15 protein-coding genes are annotated in these 17026 nt (G+C 52.6%); 3 read left to right on the forward strand and 12 right to left on the reverse strand.

The features are described from left to right. Positions 1-73: 73 nt before the first annotated feature. The 4 genes from V3C40_RS27740 to V3C40_RS27755 are packed head-to-tail and all read right to left on the reverse strand — an operon-like array spanning position 74 to position 2805. A complete protein-coding gene (locus V3C40_RS27740) occupies positions 74-640 on the reverse strand; it encodes a hypothetical protein (RefSeq protein WP_331779102.1) in 567 nt (188 codons plus the stop codon). A 39-nt stretch (positions 641-679) separates the two neighbouring features. Continuing rightward, on the reverse strand, positions 680-1828 hold the full coding sequence (locus V3C40_RS27745; RefSeq protein ID WP_331779103.1) for a PFL_4669 family integrating conjugative element protein: 1149 nt from the start codon (positions 1826-1828) through the stop codon (positions 680-682). Positions 1829-1855: 27 nt separating this feature from the next. After that, positions 1856-2530 carry an STY4526/YPO1902 family pathogenicity island replication protein gene (locus V3C40_RS27750; protein ID WP_331779104.1) on the reverse strand — a complete coding sequence of 225 codons (675 nt, stop codon included), beginning with the start codon at positions 2528-2530 and terminating at the stop codon, positions 1856-1858. After that, positions 2527-2805, reverse strand: coding sequence for a hypothetical protein (locus tag V3C40_RS27755; RefSeq protein WP_331779105.1), 279 nt, complete (start codon positions 2803-2805; stop codon positions 2527-2529). The genes V3C40_RS27750 and V3C40_RS27755 overlap by 4 nt, the downstream gene beginning before the upstream one ends. 599 nt (positions 2806-3404) lie before the next feature. Between V3C40_RS27755 and V3C40_RS27760 the strand changes: the two genes are divergently transcribed. Further along, positions 3405-3845, forward strand: coding sequence for an antirestriction protein (locus V3C40_RS27760; RefSeq protein WP_331779106.1), 441 nt, complete (start codon positions 3405-3407; stop codon positions 3843-3845). 107 nt (positions 3846-3952) lie between these two features. On the opposite strand, the gene V3C40_RS27765 is transcribed toward V3C40_RS27760, so the two are convergent. After that, entirely contained in the window at positions 3953-4264 is a 312-nt protein-coding gene (locus V3C40_RS27765) for an H-NS histone family protein (RefSeq protein ID WP_331779107.1), read from the reverse strand. 245 nt (positions 4265-4509) lie between these two features. Here V3C40_RS27765 and V3C40_RS27770 point away from each other — a divergent pair, with 245 nt between their 5' ends. Then, positions 4510-4638: a hypothetical protein gene (locus V3C40_RS27770; RefSeq protein ID WP_331779108.1), complete on the forward strand. Its 129-nt coding sequence runs from the start codon at positions 4510-4512 to the stop codon at positions 4636-4638. 1491 nt (positions 4639-6129) lie between these two features. Here V3C40_RS27770 and V3C40_RS27775 read toward each other — a convergent pair. After that, complete coding sequence (locus V3C40_RS27775; protein WP_331779109.1) at positions 6130-7173, reverse strand: S41 family peptidase; 1044 nt, start codon at positions 7171-7173, stop codon at positions 6130-6132. 368 nt (positions 7174-7541) lie between these two features. On the opposite strand from V3C40_RS27775, the gene mscL reads away from it, so the two are divergent. Beyond that, positions 7542-7949, forward strand: a complete 408-nt coding sequence (mscL, locus tag V3C40_RS27780) for a large conductance mechanosensitive channel protein MscL (RefSeq protein WP_056339092.1) — start codon at positions 7542-7544, stop codon at positions 7947-7949. 961 nt (positions 7950-8910) lie between these two features. Here the strand turns inward: mscL and V3C40_RS27785 are convergent. The 6 genes from V3C40_RS27785 to V3C40_RS27810 all read right to left on the reverse strand — a co-directional run bounded on the left by V3C40_RS27785 (position 8911) and on the right by V3C40_RS27810 (position 16715). Next, positions 8911-9108 carry a hypothetical protein gene (locus tag V3C40_RS27785; RefSeq protein WP_082493723.1) on the reverse strand — a complete coding sequence of 66 codons (198 nt, stop codon included), beginning with the start codon at positions 9106-9108 and terminating at the stop codon, positions 8911-8913. 658 nt (positions 9109-9766) lie between these two features. After that, positions 9767-12463 carry a bifunctional diguanylate cyclase/phosphodiesterase gene (locus V3C40_RS27790; RefSeq protein ID WP_331779114.1) on the reverse strand — a complete coding sequence of 899 codons (2697 nt, stop codon included), beginning with the start codon at positions 12461-12463 and terminating at the stop codon, positions 9767-9769. 175 nt (positions 12464-12638) lie between these two features. After that, positions 12639-13706: a GGDEF domain-containing protein gene (locus V3C40_RS27795; protein ID WP_331779110.1), complete on the reverse strand. Its 1068-nt coding sequence runs from the start codon at positions 13704-13706 to the stop codon at positions 12639-12641. A 787-nt stretch (positions 13707-14493) separates the two neighbouring features. Next, complete coding sequence (locus tag V3C40_RS27800; RefSeq protein WP_100427734.1) at positions 14494-14751, reverse strand: hypothetical protein; 258 nt, start codon at positions 14749-14751, stop codon at positions 14494-14496. Positions 14752-14971: 220 nt separating this feature from the next. Further along, the gene (locus V3C40_RS27805) at positions 14972-15649 is read right to left on the reverse strand and encodes a hypothetical protein (RefSeq protein WP_331779111.1); all 678 of its coding nucleotides are present in this window, start codon (positions 15647-15649) and stop codon (positions 14972-14974) included. Between the two features lie 622 nt (positions 15650-16271). Beyond that, the gene (locus tag V3C40_RS27810) at positions 16272-16715 is read right to left on the reverse strand and encodes a T6SS immunity protein Tdi1 domain-containing protein (protein WP_331779112.1); all 444 of its coding nucleotides are present in this window, start codon (positions 16713-16715) and stop codon (positions 16272-16274) included. Positions 16716-17026 lie beyond the last annotated feature (311 nt).

Raw genomic sequence — 17026 nt, forward strand, 5'->3', positions numbered from 1 at the left:
TTCCACAAAAGGCTCGGCGCGTCTGCCTATTATGGGTTTGAATGGAATAAATACATCGGCCTTCGTTTACGTTTTATCGTCGGATTTGATCCTCGAAATGCCGTAAAACCGAGCGATTGTGTTTTTCCTGGCTGTTTAGAGAGGCGGCCATTTCATTGACCGTCTGATACCACTGAACAAGATCTGGTGGAAGCGGTGACAGGAACTCCTCAAGCTCGTCCCATGCGATGTGGCTAGTATTGGTGGTCCCGGCGCGTCTCCACCGAAGGGACAGCTGGCCAGTGGATGCACGAGTGTGGATAGCCAGATAGAACCGTTTTGCCTTAATTGACCTGGTCACAGCAGCGAGCCGCCGCATATCATGATGGACCTGGTCAACAGCAACTTGTGCTTTGAGCAGACGGCGGTGGTCGCCCCTACCCTTAAAGGCTTTTCGGTCTACATGATGTTGACCGGAAAAACCGGAAGCAATTTTGGTCGATGTTGACGAAGGGATTGCGGCAGTGAGATCGACGCTGTTAAGCGGCATCGCTGTCAACGACGGTAGCCGTACCGGACGGAAGGCGAAATCGGCACCTGGCGCATCCATGGATTCCCGAGCCGATTGTTCCAATTGGGAAGGAAGATTGTCGCAGTTCATAATGCCTCCTGAAAATATCACCAGTCTTATTGCGGCTGCTTAAAGCAATTTGTCGATTGCCGTAGCGTCAATGTCGTTCCCAGCCTGTTTCGCCATCTCTGAGCTGACATGCGCCAGTATGGCTTTTTCATTTGGCGCCAAATTCAGTCGTCTACGACTGTGGCGTGGTTGAATTTTTCCGCTGTATACATCAGGGGGAATTTGGCCCAATAATTGAATCACGTCCGTCTGGCGTTTTGCCGCATCACCGGATGCATTTGGAACAAAATCGGCTCGGCATAAATCGCGAAGTTCTGGACGCATCAAAAATCGCTCAAAGCGGGCCGTCTCAATGAACGCCGCCCGTATTGCACGTGTTAGTTCGCGGATGCTTTGCCGACCTTGATCATCGGTGAGCTGATCTTTCCGTACCAGTGTTTTTACAGTTCGAATGTAGTAGTCGAAATGTACGACGAGATCGCTGATTGCGTAGCCATATGGGCTTTTAAATCCAAGCAGAAGCACCTTTGGTTCAGCTGAACGCAAAATGGAGTATTGCAGGCCTCGGCTTCGCTGCGCTTCCAGTTTTTGCTGCAGTCGATTTACTTCGCGCTCCAATCGACGGGTAATGTCTTGCATGAGTTCTTCGTGCCGTAATAGTGCCCAATCAGCATACGGATTATCAGCACCAGATAGGAGCCATAAACATTTGAGGGCGGCCGCGACCCGCTTCCCGCCTACAATTTGTGCGAATTGCCCATTTGGATCTTTGGCCCGACCCATAAATAGGCGAAACGCCTCCTTGGTGTGTAGTTGCATCGTGTCTTGGTCTTCATTGATCAGAGATCCAAGACTTTGAAGATGTGCAGCTTCTTGTGTCGAGACAATTTTTTCTGCACCAGCCCTGTTTTCGTACTCTTCCTGCATGGCGTTGAATTCCAGAAGTCGTTCTTCATACAGTATTAGTCGTTTGAATCGAGGATCATTTTCGTTCGGTGTATCTGATTCCAAAAGGTCGCGCAATGCCTCGCGCTCTTTAAGTATGGAATAGCCATCAGGAAATGGTGAACTATTTTCAGTTTCAAATACCACTTCGGTTGTAGTCGCAAACGGTGAAGGAATAGAAGAATAGATATCTGCTATTGAGACGAGCTTTTTCGAAGCGTCATGGCCCTCTGCGGTAGAGTGGTCCTGAATATTAGCTGCCATGTTAGTCCCCTGTGGGTAGAATAAGTTTTATGAAATATTCGAAGTCGTTCTCTTGGAAAGGTTAACTAATTTGTGCACGCAGCTGCCGCCGTCCCATTTGGTTCCTTGCTGAGAGGATTGATCATTTTTCGTCGCCATTCCTTGATTACCAAATGGCTCAAATTCATTAATAACTAGCCACAATGTCGCCAGGGTATGAGATGGAAAAATCTTATGAAGTAGGACAATTTGCTCTCGAATCGGAGAATTTTGATTCGTTTTAACAATTTTGTCCCAGCTATCATGTATATCTTCGCGTTCATAAGGGCTTGGCATAGGAGGCCGGCCTAAGCGTTGTTCAGAAAGGAGGAGTTGCTTTGCTGCCTTTGCTTCTTTACTGCTCATCTTGAACATTTTGCATATCATCGAAACAGAAGCACCATGTCGTACAAAATATTCTTTCAATTGGCGAACTCTTCGTTCATCTGCTGCTTGCGCGAAAGCATGGGATAGTTGTTTCTCGTTTAAGGTTACCTCCATAGTTACGTTTTGGAAATGTGACGCACGTAAAGCATCCCGTGACGACAAGTTGCGCAAATTTTCAACCCATTCGGAGTCGATTCCTTGGCTTAACAGGGATGCAGTATCGTTATCCGCTTGATCGAGCAGAGATTCGATAATTAGTACACGGATTGCTGCATCTTTAACATTGAGCTTGATCATTTTTTTCCCTTTGATGTTGGGACGAGGGGAAAATTGACATAGCGACGCGAGCCGCAGGTTAAGTGATACTCAATGCGAAAGAGCGGAATTTTATTGCCCGAAAGAATGCCGGTTGAGAAATAGGGAGTAACTGCAGAACGAAGAGGAGGCCCCATAGAGCAGAGGCCGTTGCGGTAGGAAAAGGCAATAATATCTTGTGAACTGGCGGTATTAACCGAACCCAGCTTTAAAACCCATGGTACGAAATTAATGATGTGTTTGCTTTGGTTTGTCATGATAACTCCTCAAGTTCATCGAACATGAGGAGTTGGCCATGTAGAAACTACACTTTCATTCCCAAAATGGATGAGTCCGCATTTTGTATTAACGCAATTTTGTATTCAACCTTCCACCGACCAACCCCGCAAAGTTAATTTAGCACAAAAATCGAGATGTCAACATATTTTTTATCTGCTTACCTTATGAGCTGACTCAAGCAAGTTATTAAAAGCTGATTAAATTTCATTTAGAAAAATTATTAAACATAAAATATATTGCTAACTGATAAATGACACTTAGCAGCAGCACCTGGTGGAAGGCGCCGGCGCCGCCGGCAGCAGCCGCAGCGTTGACGGCAGCGCGCCACACCGTGCCGGTGGCGCGATACGTCTATCAATCCGGTTGACAGCGTCGTCCGCTCGTCCTATTGTTGATATTGAATTTGCTCGCACCTGAGCAACCGCGGTGGGTCAAACTCTTGAAACCCACACGTCCTGACTAGCCTTGCCAGGATCAGAGTATATGTAGCGCTTCTACCACCCCGATCGGGAAGACCTCTTCTCGATCCCCTGGGGCTCGGATGGTCTTCCTTTCGCTTTTTTTAACGGAGACCATCATGGAAATGAATGCAAACACCCAGCTGTATGACAATAACATTTGTCCTATTGGAGCAGTTCTGGTGACTGATGTCGACGAAAGAATGGAATGTCTGCCCAACGTGGCGGGCATGCGGTGCGTGCTGTTGGAATTCACCGTCTACAGCATGCTCGGTCGCATGAGCCAAGACTACGCAGGCGGATACTGGGATTTCTACAAGTTGTCGAACGGCGGTTTCTACATGGCACCGCAAACCGACGGTACCTTTCGGATGCGCTGCGAAAACATGTTCGAAGCGGAAGTGAACGCCCAGACGGCGGGTCTTATTGCGTGCGCCATGGCCTATAGCCATCTGTCTTTTTCCGAGGACGCTGATTGCTTTGGAGAGGCATATATGTTGTTGTGGCAATACCTGGCCCAGCAACCGAACGCAGCTACAATTTTCGCGGCTTTGGACTAACTGGCGCCATGGCCAAGGAGATGTTCCAGACCATCGCCTCCAGTCCCATACCTGCCGCATGATCTAGCCTGATTGCAATCGAGGAAGCTGGCTTTGATTCTCAAGAATCAAATGCCAGCTTCTTCAATTTTTTTACCGGATTCGAGCCATTCTTTTACCCATTTCGGCTGGCGGCCACGGCCGCTCCACTGCAGCGTCGGATCAGTCGGATGGCGGTATTTGACAGCAACTGTTTGCTTCACCTTCGCAGGAGCACTATTCCCGACAAGGTCTTTGAGCGATACACCTGCTCGCTGTGCAATTTCCAGAATTTGCGCGCGAGCATCGTTGATGTCTTTCTGTTCCTTTATCTTCAATTGTTTCTTGACCTGATCTTGCAGTTCGCGAAGTTGGGAAATAGAGAAATTTTCAAGATTCATATGTCATTTTCCTGACGTTAATATAGTCACTAAGTTACCACATGTCCCAATCAGCCATGCTTCATTTTTGAATCTACGAGCACGGATAGCACCATTCCAAGCGCGGGTAGGCACGATTTCTCGCCAGCATGGATGAGTAATGGGGGCTGAACAAGGCATAATTACTAAAGTTTGCACAGCTGCAGGTGTACAGCTATGCCGGGCTTACACTCTAGAGGTAATCAATGCCACGACCAAAACGGAGAATGAGTGCGATCGAGTTTGACGCGATCCAGGTATTGCTGCCTGGTATCAGCAAAAAGCGCCGTGCGGCCGCCAGGGCGGCATTGGTCGATGGCAAGACGCTGGCCGTCGTTGGTATCAGATTCAACTGATCACGCCAAGCAGTCAAACACGTTGGTCAAATTTTTTGCGACGGCCTGACGCGCTTTCATGAGGCTCAGCGGGTGATGAATGACGGTGAGTTGGTACTGCCTGGGTGGGAAAAGGCCACGCTTATCGCGCCAAGTCATCTAATCAATAAGTTGCGCGCAGAGATCAATGAACTGCAAAACACCAACTGACAGGCTCTATCGAAATGGCAATGGGCTGAAGGACATTCTGGACCTGGCACTGGCTAGCACGGCAACTGTCGCCACGAGGATATACAAAAACAAGGTAAGAGCTGGTCGCAGTTGGACCAACAATAGAGTTTGACACTGATCCGCCCATGGGGCGTGCCGTTTCACATACGTTCCGCGTGCAATAAAGTTTGACATAACTTGCAGGGACTGCAGAGGGGCATGATCGACCGCTTCCGCACCATTGCGGACGACTGTTACTTGTTAGCTTTCCGGTCCAAGACTTCGCCCAGGGAAGTGTCCGGGAACTTACGCCAGTCTCGAGGTTCCGTACTCCGAACAAGATTTTCAACAGCAGCCAGGGCGTCGCTGTTCTCAACACCAACTGCTATCGCGAGAACGTGATTCTGCGTGTGTCGCTCTGAACGGTTCGCTCGTGCTTTAGCTAACGGGATGCTTTTGCGTGAGGCCTTGCTGTTTGCACCGTACGTGTTGCGGCGGTCTTTCTCGTAGCTGAGGCGCTTTTTTTCTTGCGAAGTTTTTGGTTGCACCACCATGCATCTATCCCTTTCACATCCATAGCTGAAGGTCCGCTCTTGGCCGGTTGCCGTCGTTGGCCGGTTCCGCCCCAAAACAGACACTCCCGAACTATTCGTAACCTACCCAGAGACACTCAGTCGGTTTGACCCTGACGGCTTTAAAGGCGCAACTGGTGACCCACTGAACGACTCGCTCAGCGGCAACCTTAAAGGGCGTGCCTTCGCGCACCCGAGCGATCCTCGGCCGCAATCGCAGCAGAGCATCGGTTGGCCATCTCGATGGCCGAGCTAAAACGGCCACATCTCCAATGCAGAGAATGGGACCCAGATGAATGCTCCCATCCCCAACATAGGCCGTGCCGTCTATTCGCATAACGATATCAAAATCCGAATCTTCACTTGCGATTCTAAGAACATCGACCACCTGAGGGAGCACTAGTGCACGGGTCAAAGCAGGATACGCGGCTGTCTCGCGGACCAACATCCAGCAGTATCGATGCCCCATTACTGTAAAAGTACCGCACATTATCGCTCCATATTATCTGCCCAACTTTTGCACGGCAATTCCTCTGCGCCGGTTTCCCCCCCCTGCATCAGGGGGCAGGAAACGTAGGGCAGCTCTTGGCCGATTTTACGCGGTCGCACGGCCGGTGCTATTGGAACTTGGCGCCAAGAATCCACCACTTGTCTCAGGCCGCCACCATAGCAACGCTTCGGATACATAAACCGCTGCTTACTACAGCTACACGCAGTACGGCAGCCGCTCCTATGGCGTCAACTCGCTCGACTTTGCCCGCAACCGCGCAGCGTACACCGGATCGGTGCTCGCCGCTGCTAATTTTTCAAGCGCCAATTTGTGTGCCGTCAGGAGTGTTTGGCTACTTGGCACGTTGATATCGGGCGTGACGCCAACGCCTTCCCAGTTAGTCTTCGTAATGGGATTGATGGCGCGCCCATTGGGGATGAATGCGGCGAAGTATGGACTCAGTTCTCGCATTCGCCCCGGATTGGCACCTCCGCCAGTCACCTCACCCACCAGCGTCGCACGCTTCAATTGCTGGAGGTTGTAGCTGAACTCCTCTCCGGCAGAGAAGGTACGCGGACCGATCAGCACGTAGACTGCTTTTTGTTGACCGTAGTGCTTTCCAGGAACGCTAATATCTGTCCAGAACTCAACAATGCGGTCGCCATCGCGCCAATACAGATCATTAAGATGGGTGCGCTGGTCGAACAGGTAGCTGCTCAGAAAGGCGACGCCAGCCGGGTCCCCACCGCCATTGTTGCGTGCATCGACGATGAGAGCGTCGCAGTCTGCCAGCTGCATCATTGCTGCCGTGATCGCCGGCGCAGCCTCACTAACGCGGTCAAAGCTGTGTACGTCGAGATAGCCTACGTTACCTGCGAGAATCTCGATCTTCGCGATGCCATAGCCACGAGCAAGCATCTGCTTGAGCATTTCTTCCCGCTGCTCTGGCGCCGGCGAACTTGTGATAGAACGCGGTGTTTCACTGGCCTTCACACTCAGGTGCTTATCGTGACCAGCCTCACGGAGGTCGGCGGTAAGCAAGTTGGCAAATACTTCCGCATCAGTGATGCTGTCGTAGCCGCCGCGCTTTTGCTTGGCACGCAAAGTCGTACCGATTCTTGCCGCCACTTCTGGAAACACGTAATAGTCATTCAACTGCTTGAGCAGCACGTCGATGACACTCTGGCGTACGGTGGCATCGATGGAGAGAGCTTCAGCATGAGCGGCCACCTGTAAAGAACACATGGCGAGCAAAGAAGCCGCTGCAGCGTGGAACCGTGCCATCGATTTTTCCTCGAATATATTAGTACATCGCTTGAATTGAAAACTATGCTCCATTGAGGACAGTTTGATCTAACGGCTACCGCCACACCGGCGCTATCACTTACGCAAACTTGAACGGCCGCTATTGGCCGGTTGCGGTCGTCGGCAGCTTCCGCCCCAAAGCGGACCTATCCGTTGTTGAGTTCAAGAACCCATCTCGTTGTGTGCAACATTGCGGCTTGAGAGTGTACGTGCTTGCCGTGGCGACCCATACTCCTCAGTGGTATCATCCTCGCTAGTGCTCAACTAGACGCTGGATTAGCAGCAGGATTTCTGCCAGCTCAGAATTGTCTTGAGTTATTCTTGAAATTTAGCAAAGGGAGAAGAAAATGGGCATGCTGACTGAATTTAAAGAATTTGCTACCAAGGGTAATGTGATGGACCTTGCGGTTGGGGTCATCATTGGAGCGGCATTCAGTAGGATCGTCGATTCGCTCGTGCAAGACATTATTATGCCTATAGTCGGCAAGATTTTTGGAGGGCTGGACTTCGCAAATTATTATCTCCCGTTAAACGGTCAGGCATGGGGACTGCCCTTGACCGAAGCAAAAAAGGCAGGTGCTGTCTTGGCATATGGCAATTTTCTAACGGTTTTACTGAACTTCATCATCCTCGCATTTATCATCTTCCAGATGGTTCGTATGGTAAATCGACTGCGTAAGCCCGCTCCAGTTGTTGTTGCTACTACGGAAGACGTCATCCTACTGCGCGAAATTCGCGACGCGTTACGTCGATAGGTTAGCTTCAGTCGTTCACAATGCGATTACTCTTCCGGAGCCGTTATCGCTCGGGGGAAGGTCGTAACCTAATACAGCGGAAGCGGACGTCTGCTTCCAGCCCAGGCTGTGTAAAAACGCGAGATCCGCGTGTTTTTAGGGGTCTCTTTACCATTCCCGACCTCGAGAAAACGCCTTGGAGAGTGTTCTGAGAGGCCGAGTGTGGGCGGCCTGCTGTCCGTATTGCGTTTTACACAACTTGGGCTGAGAGCAGACATATTATAGCGTCCGCTTCTGACCCAGAGAGGCCCTCCGCGCCTACCGCAATTCGTTTAATTCGACTCCAATGATCCTGGGGTTTGCTTTGCAAATCCCTAACGAGGATGCTGTGGCTAACAACGGTCCAGTTGAGCCAAGAGCCAACTAAAGTTCAGCATGCCTAGCGCTCAGCGTGCAACACAACAACAAAAGTGTCGTAGGCGTATACCTACGAGCTAATGGTCGGTATCATAACTTGACCGACTTGTTAGCTCAATCGCGCAGTCTTACGGCTGAAAATTTTTCCAAAATTTCAATGCATGGACGTCCGGTGCCCCAGCTCGAACGCCTTAATAGAACCTTGCAATCTATTGTTGAACGCGGCATTTTGCTCGATGCTGAACGGGGCGCAGTAGATGCCTGGATTTTCATGACGCAAAATGGGGTTTGCGAAACGATTATGCTTCGTGTCCTATCCCATCCAAATCAGCGCCGGATTTCTGACCTATCAATCGTTCGGCATGCTCGAAGCGACGGACTTCCCCTAAGACTCCGTCGCACCGGTGTCGATGCATAGCACCCATCTGAACGGAGGCGGTCTTCTCGTCGCATTCGTTACCACGCAAGGCGGCCGCCATTGCAGATTGGCAATAAAAAACTGCCGTGGGCAAAGATGTCTATTGCTGACCATTGACAGGCATCCGAACATGGACGTTTTCCGTACTCACTCCGCTGGTTTATGCTTTTGAACGATGGCAGCAATCTCTGCGTCAAGTCGTTGCTGCTCTTTCCTCAGTTTTTGTGAGGCTTTTTGCTGAGCATCCCGCTGCGCATTGGCCCCCGCAGGATCAAATCTTCCCCCAATATAGTTGGCCTGATTCTCTTCCGGGAAGTCTTCAAAATAGTCTGACCACTCGCCCATATATGCTTTCCCTCTCAGGTGTACCGACTGCCGGTCGGCCACGGGCGCCACAAAGGCGCAGTTTTTTGTCCAGTTTCGTTAGCGACTCTTAAGCGTGCGTCTTCCGCACTAGATGCGTGGCTGTCGCGGATGGAGACCATGCGAGGCTATGACAACGCTTATCTTCCGCCCTGGCGAAGCTAATTAGGGGCAGGCAGCGCTTAGCCGATTGGACGGATGTTTCTGACCGGAGCACACATCACGAAGCAATCAGTCTACCCGATTTGTTGCTACATGGGAAAATTTGGACAGCTCGCTTAGGACGGACTCGACGTCCGCTAACGACTCAAAGCTGTTGTGGACCTGTTGTAGCGTCCGCTAACGAACCATTGTGAAACCTAGGCATGCTCACATTGGGGGAACTTCCGCAGAGTACAAACGGCTGGGCACCGTCTTCGCTCATCCTCACACCATTCACGACCACCCACCTCCCTTCAACGCTAGCGGATAAAACTCTTGCTCCCCACTTGTTCCATACACGGCTGCTTGAACGAGCGATACAGCGAAGTCGAACATCACACGACGGGTTGATGAATTGAAAATGATGTCTTCGTTGCCGGACGCAGTCTCACCACGCAAACAATGGTGTTTCCCTTCGAGCGCACCTACCTCTTCGCATTCAGGAGGAACAACGATTGTCGTCGGCAACCTGGGCGTTTCGTTTCTTGACCCATTCCCCCAGCGCCAACTGCGGCAGTGGGCGGCTGAAGTAATAGCCTTGTCCCAGTTGACAGCCGCGTTCGCGCAGGTACTGCAGCGCGCTTTCCGTTTCGATGCCTTCTGCGACCAATTCAAGTTCCAGACTGTTTGCCAAAGCAATCACGGCATCGATCACGGCGCGGCTGGCATGATCGGTATCGATGCGGCGTACGAATGACTGGTCGATCTTGAGCTTGTCGATAGGCAAGTTCGACAGGACGCTGAGGCTGGAGTATCCCGTGCCGAAATCGTCCAGTGCGATTCTGATCCCGATTTTCTTGAGTTCGCTTAGAATTTGCACCGCTTCGGCCATATTCTCCATCACCGCCGTTTCGGTCAGTTCGACGACCAGCCAGTGCGGATTGATGCCTGAGACCGCGATCAGCTTGCGGATCTGGGGCATGAAGTCGGCGCGCTGAAATTGCAGGGCCGAGACATTGACCGAGACCTGGAGATGGACGCCAGCGTCGCGCCAGCGGCCCTGCTGGCGACAGGCTTCGAGCGACACCCACTCGCCCAGTGGCGCAATCAGCCCGCACATCTCGGCAACCGGAATGAAGGCGGCCGGTCCCAGCGGCGGTTCGATGCCATCTTCGAGCCGCACCAGGGCTTCGACGCCATCGACTGCCCCCGACGCCAGGTTCACGATGGGCTGGAAGTGCAGCGCAAGAGCGCCATGCTCGAGGGCTTGCTGCAAGCGGCGTTCGACCTGGATGGCGAACTGCGCCTGCTTGTCCATCTCCGGAGCGTAGAAACTATAGCCGTTGCGGCCGTCGTGCTTGGCCTGCAGCATGGCCAGGTCGGCGGCATGGATCAGCACATCGGCGCTGTCTCCATGTTCGGGAAAGCGGCTGATGCCGATGCTAGCCGACAGTTTCACTTCGATGTTGCCGAACTTGATCGGCGCGGACACCGCATCGATCAGCGACCTGGCCGTGTCCACCGCGTGCCGGCCGCCGTCGTCCCGATATCCCAGCAATGCGATGAATTCGTCGCCGCCGACGCGCGCCAGCAGGTCGGTCTGGCGCATCAGGGCCTGAATCCGCTGCGATACTTCCAGCAGCACCCGGTCGCCAACCTCGTGGCCATAGACATCGTTGACCGGCTTGAATCGGTCGAGGTCGATATACAGCAAGGCACCGCTGTCGAGAATGCAGTGCTCGGCCGACAGGAGCGTCAACAGGCACTCGCGCAGGCAGGCGCGGTTCGCCAGCCCGGTCATGGCGTCGTGCGTCGCTGCCCACCTGACCGCCTGTTCGGCCTGCACCCGCTCGCTGATGTCGCGTGGCGCCACATACATCAGCCATTCTCCACTGTGTTCCAGGACGGTGGCATTAATCTCGACCGGGAACACGGATCCGTCGTTGCATGTGTATTCGCGCTCGAACGGGGTGATTTGGGTCGAACGAGAATACTCGAACAACCTACCAAACAGTTTCGGCGTGGCGGCCTTGTCGATCTGGAAAATCTCCATCCCCAGCAGTTCGGCATTGCCGTAGCCGAGGCGCCTGGACGCCATTCGATTCGCGTACCGGATCTGACCGGCTTCTTCAAGCACCAGCAGGATGTCGTTCGCGTTTTCGGTAAAGAAATGAAATTGCTGAAGTGCTTCCTGTTGCGCGCGGAGGGCTCGGTCGCGCTGCGTCAGCAGTTCAGCGGCACGCCCAATGGCAGCCGCGACTTCGTTCGCTTCGGCCAGGTGCAAGCGGTCGAACGCAATCGGCGTTCCCTGTCCCAGGGCGATCGCAGGTTTGATCAAGGCTTGAACCGAATTGGAAATCCGCTTGCTCATATAGCGCGCCAGCAGCAAGGCGAGCCCGAAAACGAGGGCGAACGTGCCGATCAGGCTTGCCAGCTTCATCTGCAGTGGACCGATGAGTTCGGCTTGTGGCACACCGATGCTGGTTGTGTATCCGGTGCGCGGCGAGCGCGAGAACGCGGTCAGGTTCGCGATGCCCTCGCGCGTAATGGTTTCGAGTGTTCCTACATCGCTTTTCAGGACCGCCGCGCGTAGTTGGGGACTCGCGGGCCGGCCGACGTGCTTGTCGCTATCGCGACTGCGACCCGCGATAATCCCTTTTCGGTCGGTGAGGCCGACAAGCCAGCCACTAGGCAAGCTTTGCGCGAGCAGCTCCGCCGTCAGCTCCGTTGTGGGAATAGCGATCGCCGCCGAATACGTCACCTTTCCGTGCAAGATGACGGGCACGTGCGCATTGACGAACGCATGGCCCGAATCAGGGTCGATGGTCAGGTCAGAAATGACGCTGGTTCCACGCTCGAACACTAGGCGCGCCGCCGCGCTATCAATGGATTCGGCGACAAACCGGTCATCCTTGCTGGAATAGAGGAGAGGACGACCATTCTCGAACCGGTAGACAAATATGTGACCGCGCAGGCCGGCGCCGGCGATGGCCCGCGAGGCGCGCTTTGAGAAGTTCCTCACATCACCCGACAGAATCTCATCGGCGATGGCAAACGAGTGGACTAGCGACTGCGCCCGCAAAATGTGGCCATCGATCGCATGACCTAGCGCCCGTGCGCGCTGCATGTTGTCGTTAAGCAGGCGCTGACGTTCCTCACGGTAATCGGCGAAGACAACGATTCCGAGCCCGACCATGCCCGGCAACCAGCACGCCACGACTAGGACTCGTAGCAGATTGGCGACAGGGTAATCGTCTCTGAACAATGTGCCGAAAATGTTAGTCAATTTGAATGATTGCGTAGCCGTGCAAGTAGCATCGTATTGTGCTTAAGTATGCGCTCTTGACGGCCTGGTGGCTAGGAACGGAGCTTCAGTCCGAAAACCGGGCGCAGTTGCGGCCCGATTGTTTGGCTAGGTAGAGTGCCTCGTCCGAGCGCTTGAGCTGGTCTTCCCAGCTGCCATCTGCGTCCATCATGGGGGCCAGGCCAATACTGATCGTGACCGTCACGACGGCGTCCGCCGCCTGCACTTCCAGCGCCGCGACCGCCTGCCGAATCCGTTCCGCGCACTGCATGGCGGTTTCCTTGGACGTATGTGGAAGGATACAAAAGAACTCTTCTCCGCCGAACCTGCCAAAATGATCGCTTTCGCGGAGCGTGCCCTGGATCGTCCGCGCCACAGCTTTCAGGACCTCATCGCCAACTTGGTGCCCATGAGTATCGTTGACGCGCTTAAAAAAATCGATATCGAGCATGACATAAACAAGCTCGGTGCGATAGCGCCGGGCTGCGGAGAAAGCTAGTGCAGCCTGCTGGGCCAGCCAGCCCCGGTTATGGATCCCCGTTAGCGCGTCATGCGTGGCGTCTCGTATCAGCTTCCTTTCAATCGTCAGGGCATGAAAGCGAATGGCGATGGCAATGCGCATCTGCATAAAGGCCACGGCAACTGCGGAGCCATACAAGAGCAGGCCCCGTGCCAGCTCCGGCAAGGTGCACTGCGCGACGCTACATAGGATGAAAAGCAGCGCCGGCGGCGTGACGGTTATCGCAAAATGACTGGCGCCGTTAGCAATGAAGGGAACCAAGAACAGGCCGAGGACGATACCGCCGACGCCCTCGACGAGACCGCCGTCGAGCTGGGCGGTGGCAAGGATGACACCACTCGAGAGCATCCAGTGCGACCATGTCGCTCGGAAGTGGGCCGTCCAGCTGGAAACGACGGGCCAAAATCCGATCGCAGCCAGTCCAGCAAACAGGACACGCGTCATACTTGACTGTATTGCGTTGGCGGGATCGAGTAACAAGTCCCACACTGAATAGACAACAATCAAGGCTGCAAGTGAGGGTCCGACACGCGGCAGGATTTTGGCCAGATTGATTTCGGCACGATCTTGCAGCGCTTGCAACGCAGAAGCACTGATTGCGGGAAGAAAATTCATGTCTGCAGTATCCGTCGAATTCGGGAAAGGTTTGAAGATACCCAACCCTCGCGTCTGTTAGGTTTCTTAACCGCAACACTGCTTCGCAATATTTATATGGTAGCGCTTCTGCTCCAGCTGAAAGTATATCGACGATCCACGATCGGGTCTGAACAAAGGCGAGAAATGTTGCCTCATCAATAACCTTCTCAAGCTGTTCATGCAGCTTCGTCATTTCGCTTGATTTCGATGTTTGGCGTTCAATGGCAGGGTCCGCTTATGGCCGGTTACCGCCGCTGCCGGATTCGTCCCTTTGCGGTCGGTCGGAGTTCGGTTGTACATGTAAGGCGCTCGACCTACTTGTCCTGCCTTTGAGATCGTTTAGCATTCAAAATAGTTCATCCGGTGGCTGTTCAATTGCGCCGCCTGAGCAACTAACAATGAATTGCGTAGCGCGCGCGCAAAGGGTCTCGCTAGGTGAGCGAACGACCAGAACGAGGGGACCATGAGGGAGATGGTCTATGCTCAATTGTTCATCTTGCCCTGCCCCGCGCAAGTCTACAGTGAGTTCTGTCCATTCGCCATCTAGGGCCGTCATACTATTTCCGTCTGAGTCATAGTTGCAACCCGCCCCCCACAAGTGTTCAGCCACGAGGTGGAACGCAGGCCTAGGACCTGGACGCTTAATATAGAGAACGTGTTCGGAGTCCATACTCATTATCCTCAGAACGTGTTATTACGATCATGCATGATATATCTCGATTCCCAATGTCCGCTTTTGGCCGATCCAGCCAATCTCGTCCATGAGCTATACCGGGTCTAAGTCCTGGGGAAATTGACCGGCTCGCTCCCACTGCTCTTGATCGAGGTCCTCCGCCAAGTCACGCAGATGCCAAGCCCTGTTCAAGTGCGCAAACACATGGCCGAGATCAATGCGAAGATTTACCTCGTCGTAGTCAACCTCCCTACTCATCTCCGATATGAGCGTGGTCAAGTGTTCTTGCGCATCTTCAAGCTCGCACATCAGTGTGGTCCATGCCGCCGGAGCGCTTTCTTTACTAATCATAGGGTAACCTTAAACTACACTTTAATAACGTCATGCACTTCCGCTCTTGGCCGGTAGCGGCACCAGAGCATAGCGGATTGCCAATCAGAAAATCTCACACATTGTCACGCTGCTTCGAATGGCCGCTGCTGGCCGATTGTACTCGTTCACTAAGCATCCGCCGCGTAGCTGACATCGGGTTGGCCATTGATAACATGGTCGCGCCAGCCGTGGTCCCAGTTCACTTCGCCGCGCAGCGCCTAACAAGTTCATCTCGATGCTCGAAGAAACGCATGTTTTTCATCGCAAAGGTAGTTCCACACTTTGTACACAAACAAGCCTTTGCCTCGGTAAAGGTACTCTCCTCGCCAACCGCACCGCATTCCTGACATAGCCAAACCCATGGGAATTTCTCGGAAAGAGGTAACGTGCAAAGGGCGATGAACTGCTGCGCGACCATGCGTATGCAGTCATCGGATTTCTTAAGGTCCAATGTGCCATTGAAGCAAATGTAATCTGATCTTCTTCTTTCTATCGGCTCAAGGTCACGTGAAAGGTCTATCCAAATCCAATGAATATACGGTTCATTGTGATCGTCTGCGAGAGTCAGCATTTCAATCAAGCAGTCCCACGGTTGCGTAATACCACGCAACATTCGCTCGCATAAGCTGCTTGAATATGCGCAAAGAGCGACGTACCATTCACTCTGCAATTCGAGCCCCAGGTCGCCTACGCATGACAGAAATAACCGTTCAACTTGATCAGGATCAATATAGGCATCCCAGCGGTAGGCCGCCAACTCCCAAATGCTGGGGACGTCACAACCTCCTTCAAGCAACTCATTTGCCCAATCAACATAGGCGTCAGCTTTTAGCTGCCGATCATCAATTCTTCTAAAAGCTAGTTCCGCGAAATCCACTTATGCTCCTTGCAGGGTTTCGGTCTCCGTGGCTAGGTGCTCGGGTCAGCTAACCACTGTCTGCAACTGGCCGAAAACGGCACTTCAATAATAATCATGCAAGTAATTCCGTTCAGAACTCATTTGCTACGTACAAGTCTGCAGGTAACGAACTAGGCGAAAGCTCAAGCAGTGCCGGTGGGATAAATTCAATATTGCTCGCCGTATCTTGGTCTAGGCAAGAGTAATCAACCAGAAAATGAGCAACGTGGCTAAGATAATGGATGACCAGATTCCGGTATGGCTCACTTACTCGAGCATGAGTGACTGCCAAAAGCGCATCGTATGACCTCTTCAGAAAGATTGGAATCACGGAGTAGTTCTTGCTCAAGAATAGAGCCGTAACTTGGTTCACATAGCACACTAACCCATAAGTCGGACTAGCCATGCGGTAGCATTGGTCTGGCACCAAACTCGGCGCATTGATGTATTCCTGGAAGCGTTTGATCTCACTGCGTGCTTCCTTGGCACCTTCATTCAAATTACCCACGTCATATCCCTTTAAGCACATATGCGTCAATGTCTGCTGCTGGCCGGTTGCCGTCGTTGCCAGGTTCCGCCCCAAATCGGACGACACATTAAGCTACGTTCCCACCGCTCTATACGGTTCGATATCCTGCAATCCACCCACCAACTCCACATATGTGAAGAAATTCCCCTTCTTGTATGACGCGACTGAGCTGTCCCCACCCATAAATGGAAAAGGTACAGGAATGAAAATCTCGCCATCATCGAGAGACCCAAGTCGGGTTTTAATTTCGACGACTTTTTCTTCCTTTAGAATCAATCGCTTGGTCTCGGGATGAGCAAGAAAAGATTCGATAAAAGCAGTGATTGAATTCATTCCCAGTGGAACGATTTCCGGATTTACTGTAAAAAGAACTGCATATTGGCCACTGGAAGGATTACGTAAGAAAACGTCTCCCAAATAGCTATATCCGAAGACTTCGTCGAATTCGCCGACAAAATTGGCCCAGCGCCCCATTGCTTGCGACACGGCCGTAGATTGAAGCAGCAATCGGTACATGATCTATATTCCTTTTCCGTCGTTGTCGTCCAAGAGCACAAGCTTATCAAGTCGCCTGTCAGCTTCTGGCCGGTTGCCGCTGTTGGCGAGGTCCGCCCCGAAGCAGCCCTTCAAGTAGTACGAAAACCTCGGCTCGTTACTTCACGCCAAACAGACTCATCACCGAGACACCAAGAGAACTTTTATTCACCCAAAGTGAAAGAGCAATGATGCATACGAAAATTGCGATTGTGCCAGCAATTACTGATTTTTTTATCATAACTTTCTGCGGAATAAAGAGAGATTTGGGTTAGCGGCGAACGGCAGCTTTT

The organism is Janthinobacterium sp. LS2A (genome assembly GCF_036543145.1).
GTDB lineage: Bacteria > Pseudomonadota > Gammaproteobacteria > Burkholderiales > Burkholderiaceae_D > Janthinobacterium > Janthinobacterium aestuarii.

Bases quoted from the DNA above. Each gene is read 5' to 3' on its own strand.
- V3C40_RS27790 (WP_331779114.1), bottom strand. From the start codon at position 12,463: ATGGTCGGGCTCGGAATCGTTGTCTTCGCCGATTACCGTGAGGAACGT.
- V3C40_RS27745 (WP_331779103.1), bottom strand. From the start codon at position 1,828: ATGGCAGCTAATATTCAGGACCACTCTACCGCAGAGGGCCATGACGCT.
- V3C40_RS27755 (WP_331779105.1), bottom strand. From the start codon at position 2,805: ATGACAAACCAAAGCAAACACATCATTAATTTCGTACCATGGGTTTTA.
- V3C40_RS27770 (WP_331779108.1), top strand. From the start codon at position 4,510: ATGAGTGCGATCGAGTTTGACGCGATCCAGGTATTGCTGCCTGGTATC.
- mscL (WP_056339092.1), top strand. From the start codon at position 7,542: ATGGGCATGCTGACTGAATTTAAAGAATTTGCTACCAAGGGTAATGTG.
- V3C40_RS27810 (WP_331779112.1), bottom strand. From the start codon at position 16,715: ATGTACCGATTGCTGCTTCAATCTACGGCCGTGTCGCAAGCAATGGGG.
- V3C40_RS27800 (WP_100427734.1), bottom strand. From the start codon at position 14,751: ATGATTAGTAAAGAAAGCGCTCCGGCGGCATGGACCACACTGATGTGC.
- V3C40_RS27795 (WP_331779110.1), bottom strand. From the start codon at position 13,706: ATGAATTTTCTTCCCGCAATCAGTGCTTCTGCGTTGCAAGCGCTGCAA.
- V3C40_RS27740 (WP_331779102.1), bottom strand. From the start codon at position 640: ATGAACTGCGACAATCTTCCTTCCCAATTGGAACAATCGGCTCGGGAA.
- V3C40_RS27785 (WP_082493723.1), bottom strand. From the start codon at position 9,108: ATGGGCGAGTGGTCAGACTATTTTGAAGACTTCCCGGAAGAGAATCAG.
- V3C40_RS27750 (WP_331779104.1), bottom strand. From the start codon at position 2,530: ATGATCAAGCTCAATGTTAAAGATGCAGCAATCCGTGTACTAATTATC.
- V3C40_RS27775 (WP_331779109.1), bottom strand. From the start codon at position 7,173: ATGGCACGGTTCCACGCTGCAGCGGCTTCTTTGCTCGCCATGTGTTCT.
- V3C40_RS27760 (WP_331779106.1), top strand. From the start codon at position 3,405: ATGGAAATGAATGCAAACACCCAGCTGTATGACAATAACATTTGTCCT.
- V3C40_RS27765 (WP_331779107.1), bottom strand. From the start codon at position 4,264: ATGAATCTTGAAAATTTCTCTATTTCCCAACTTCGCGAACTGCAAGAT.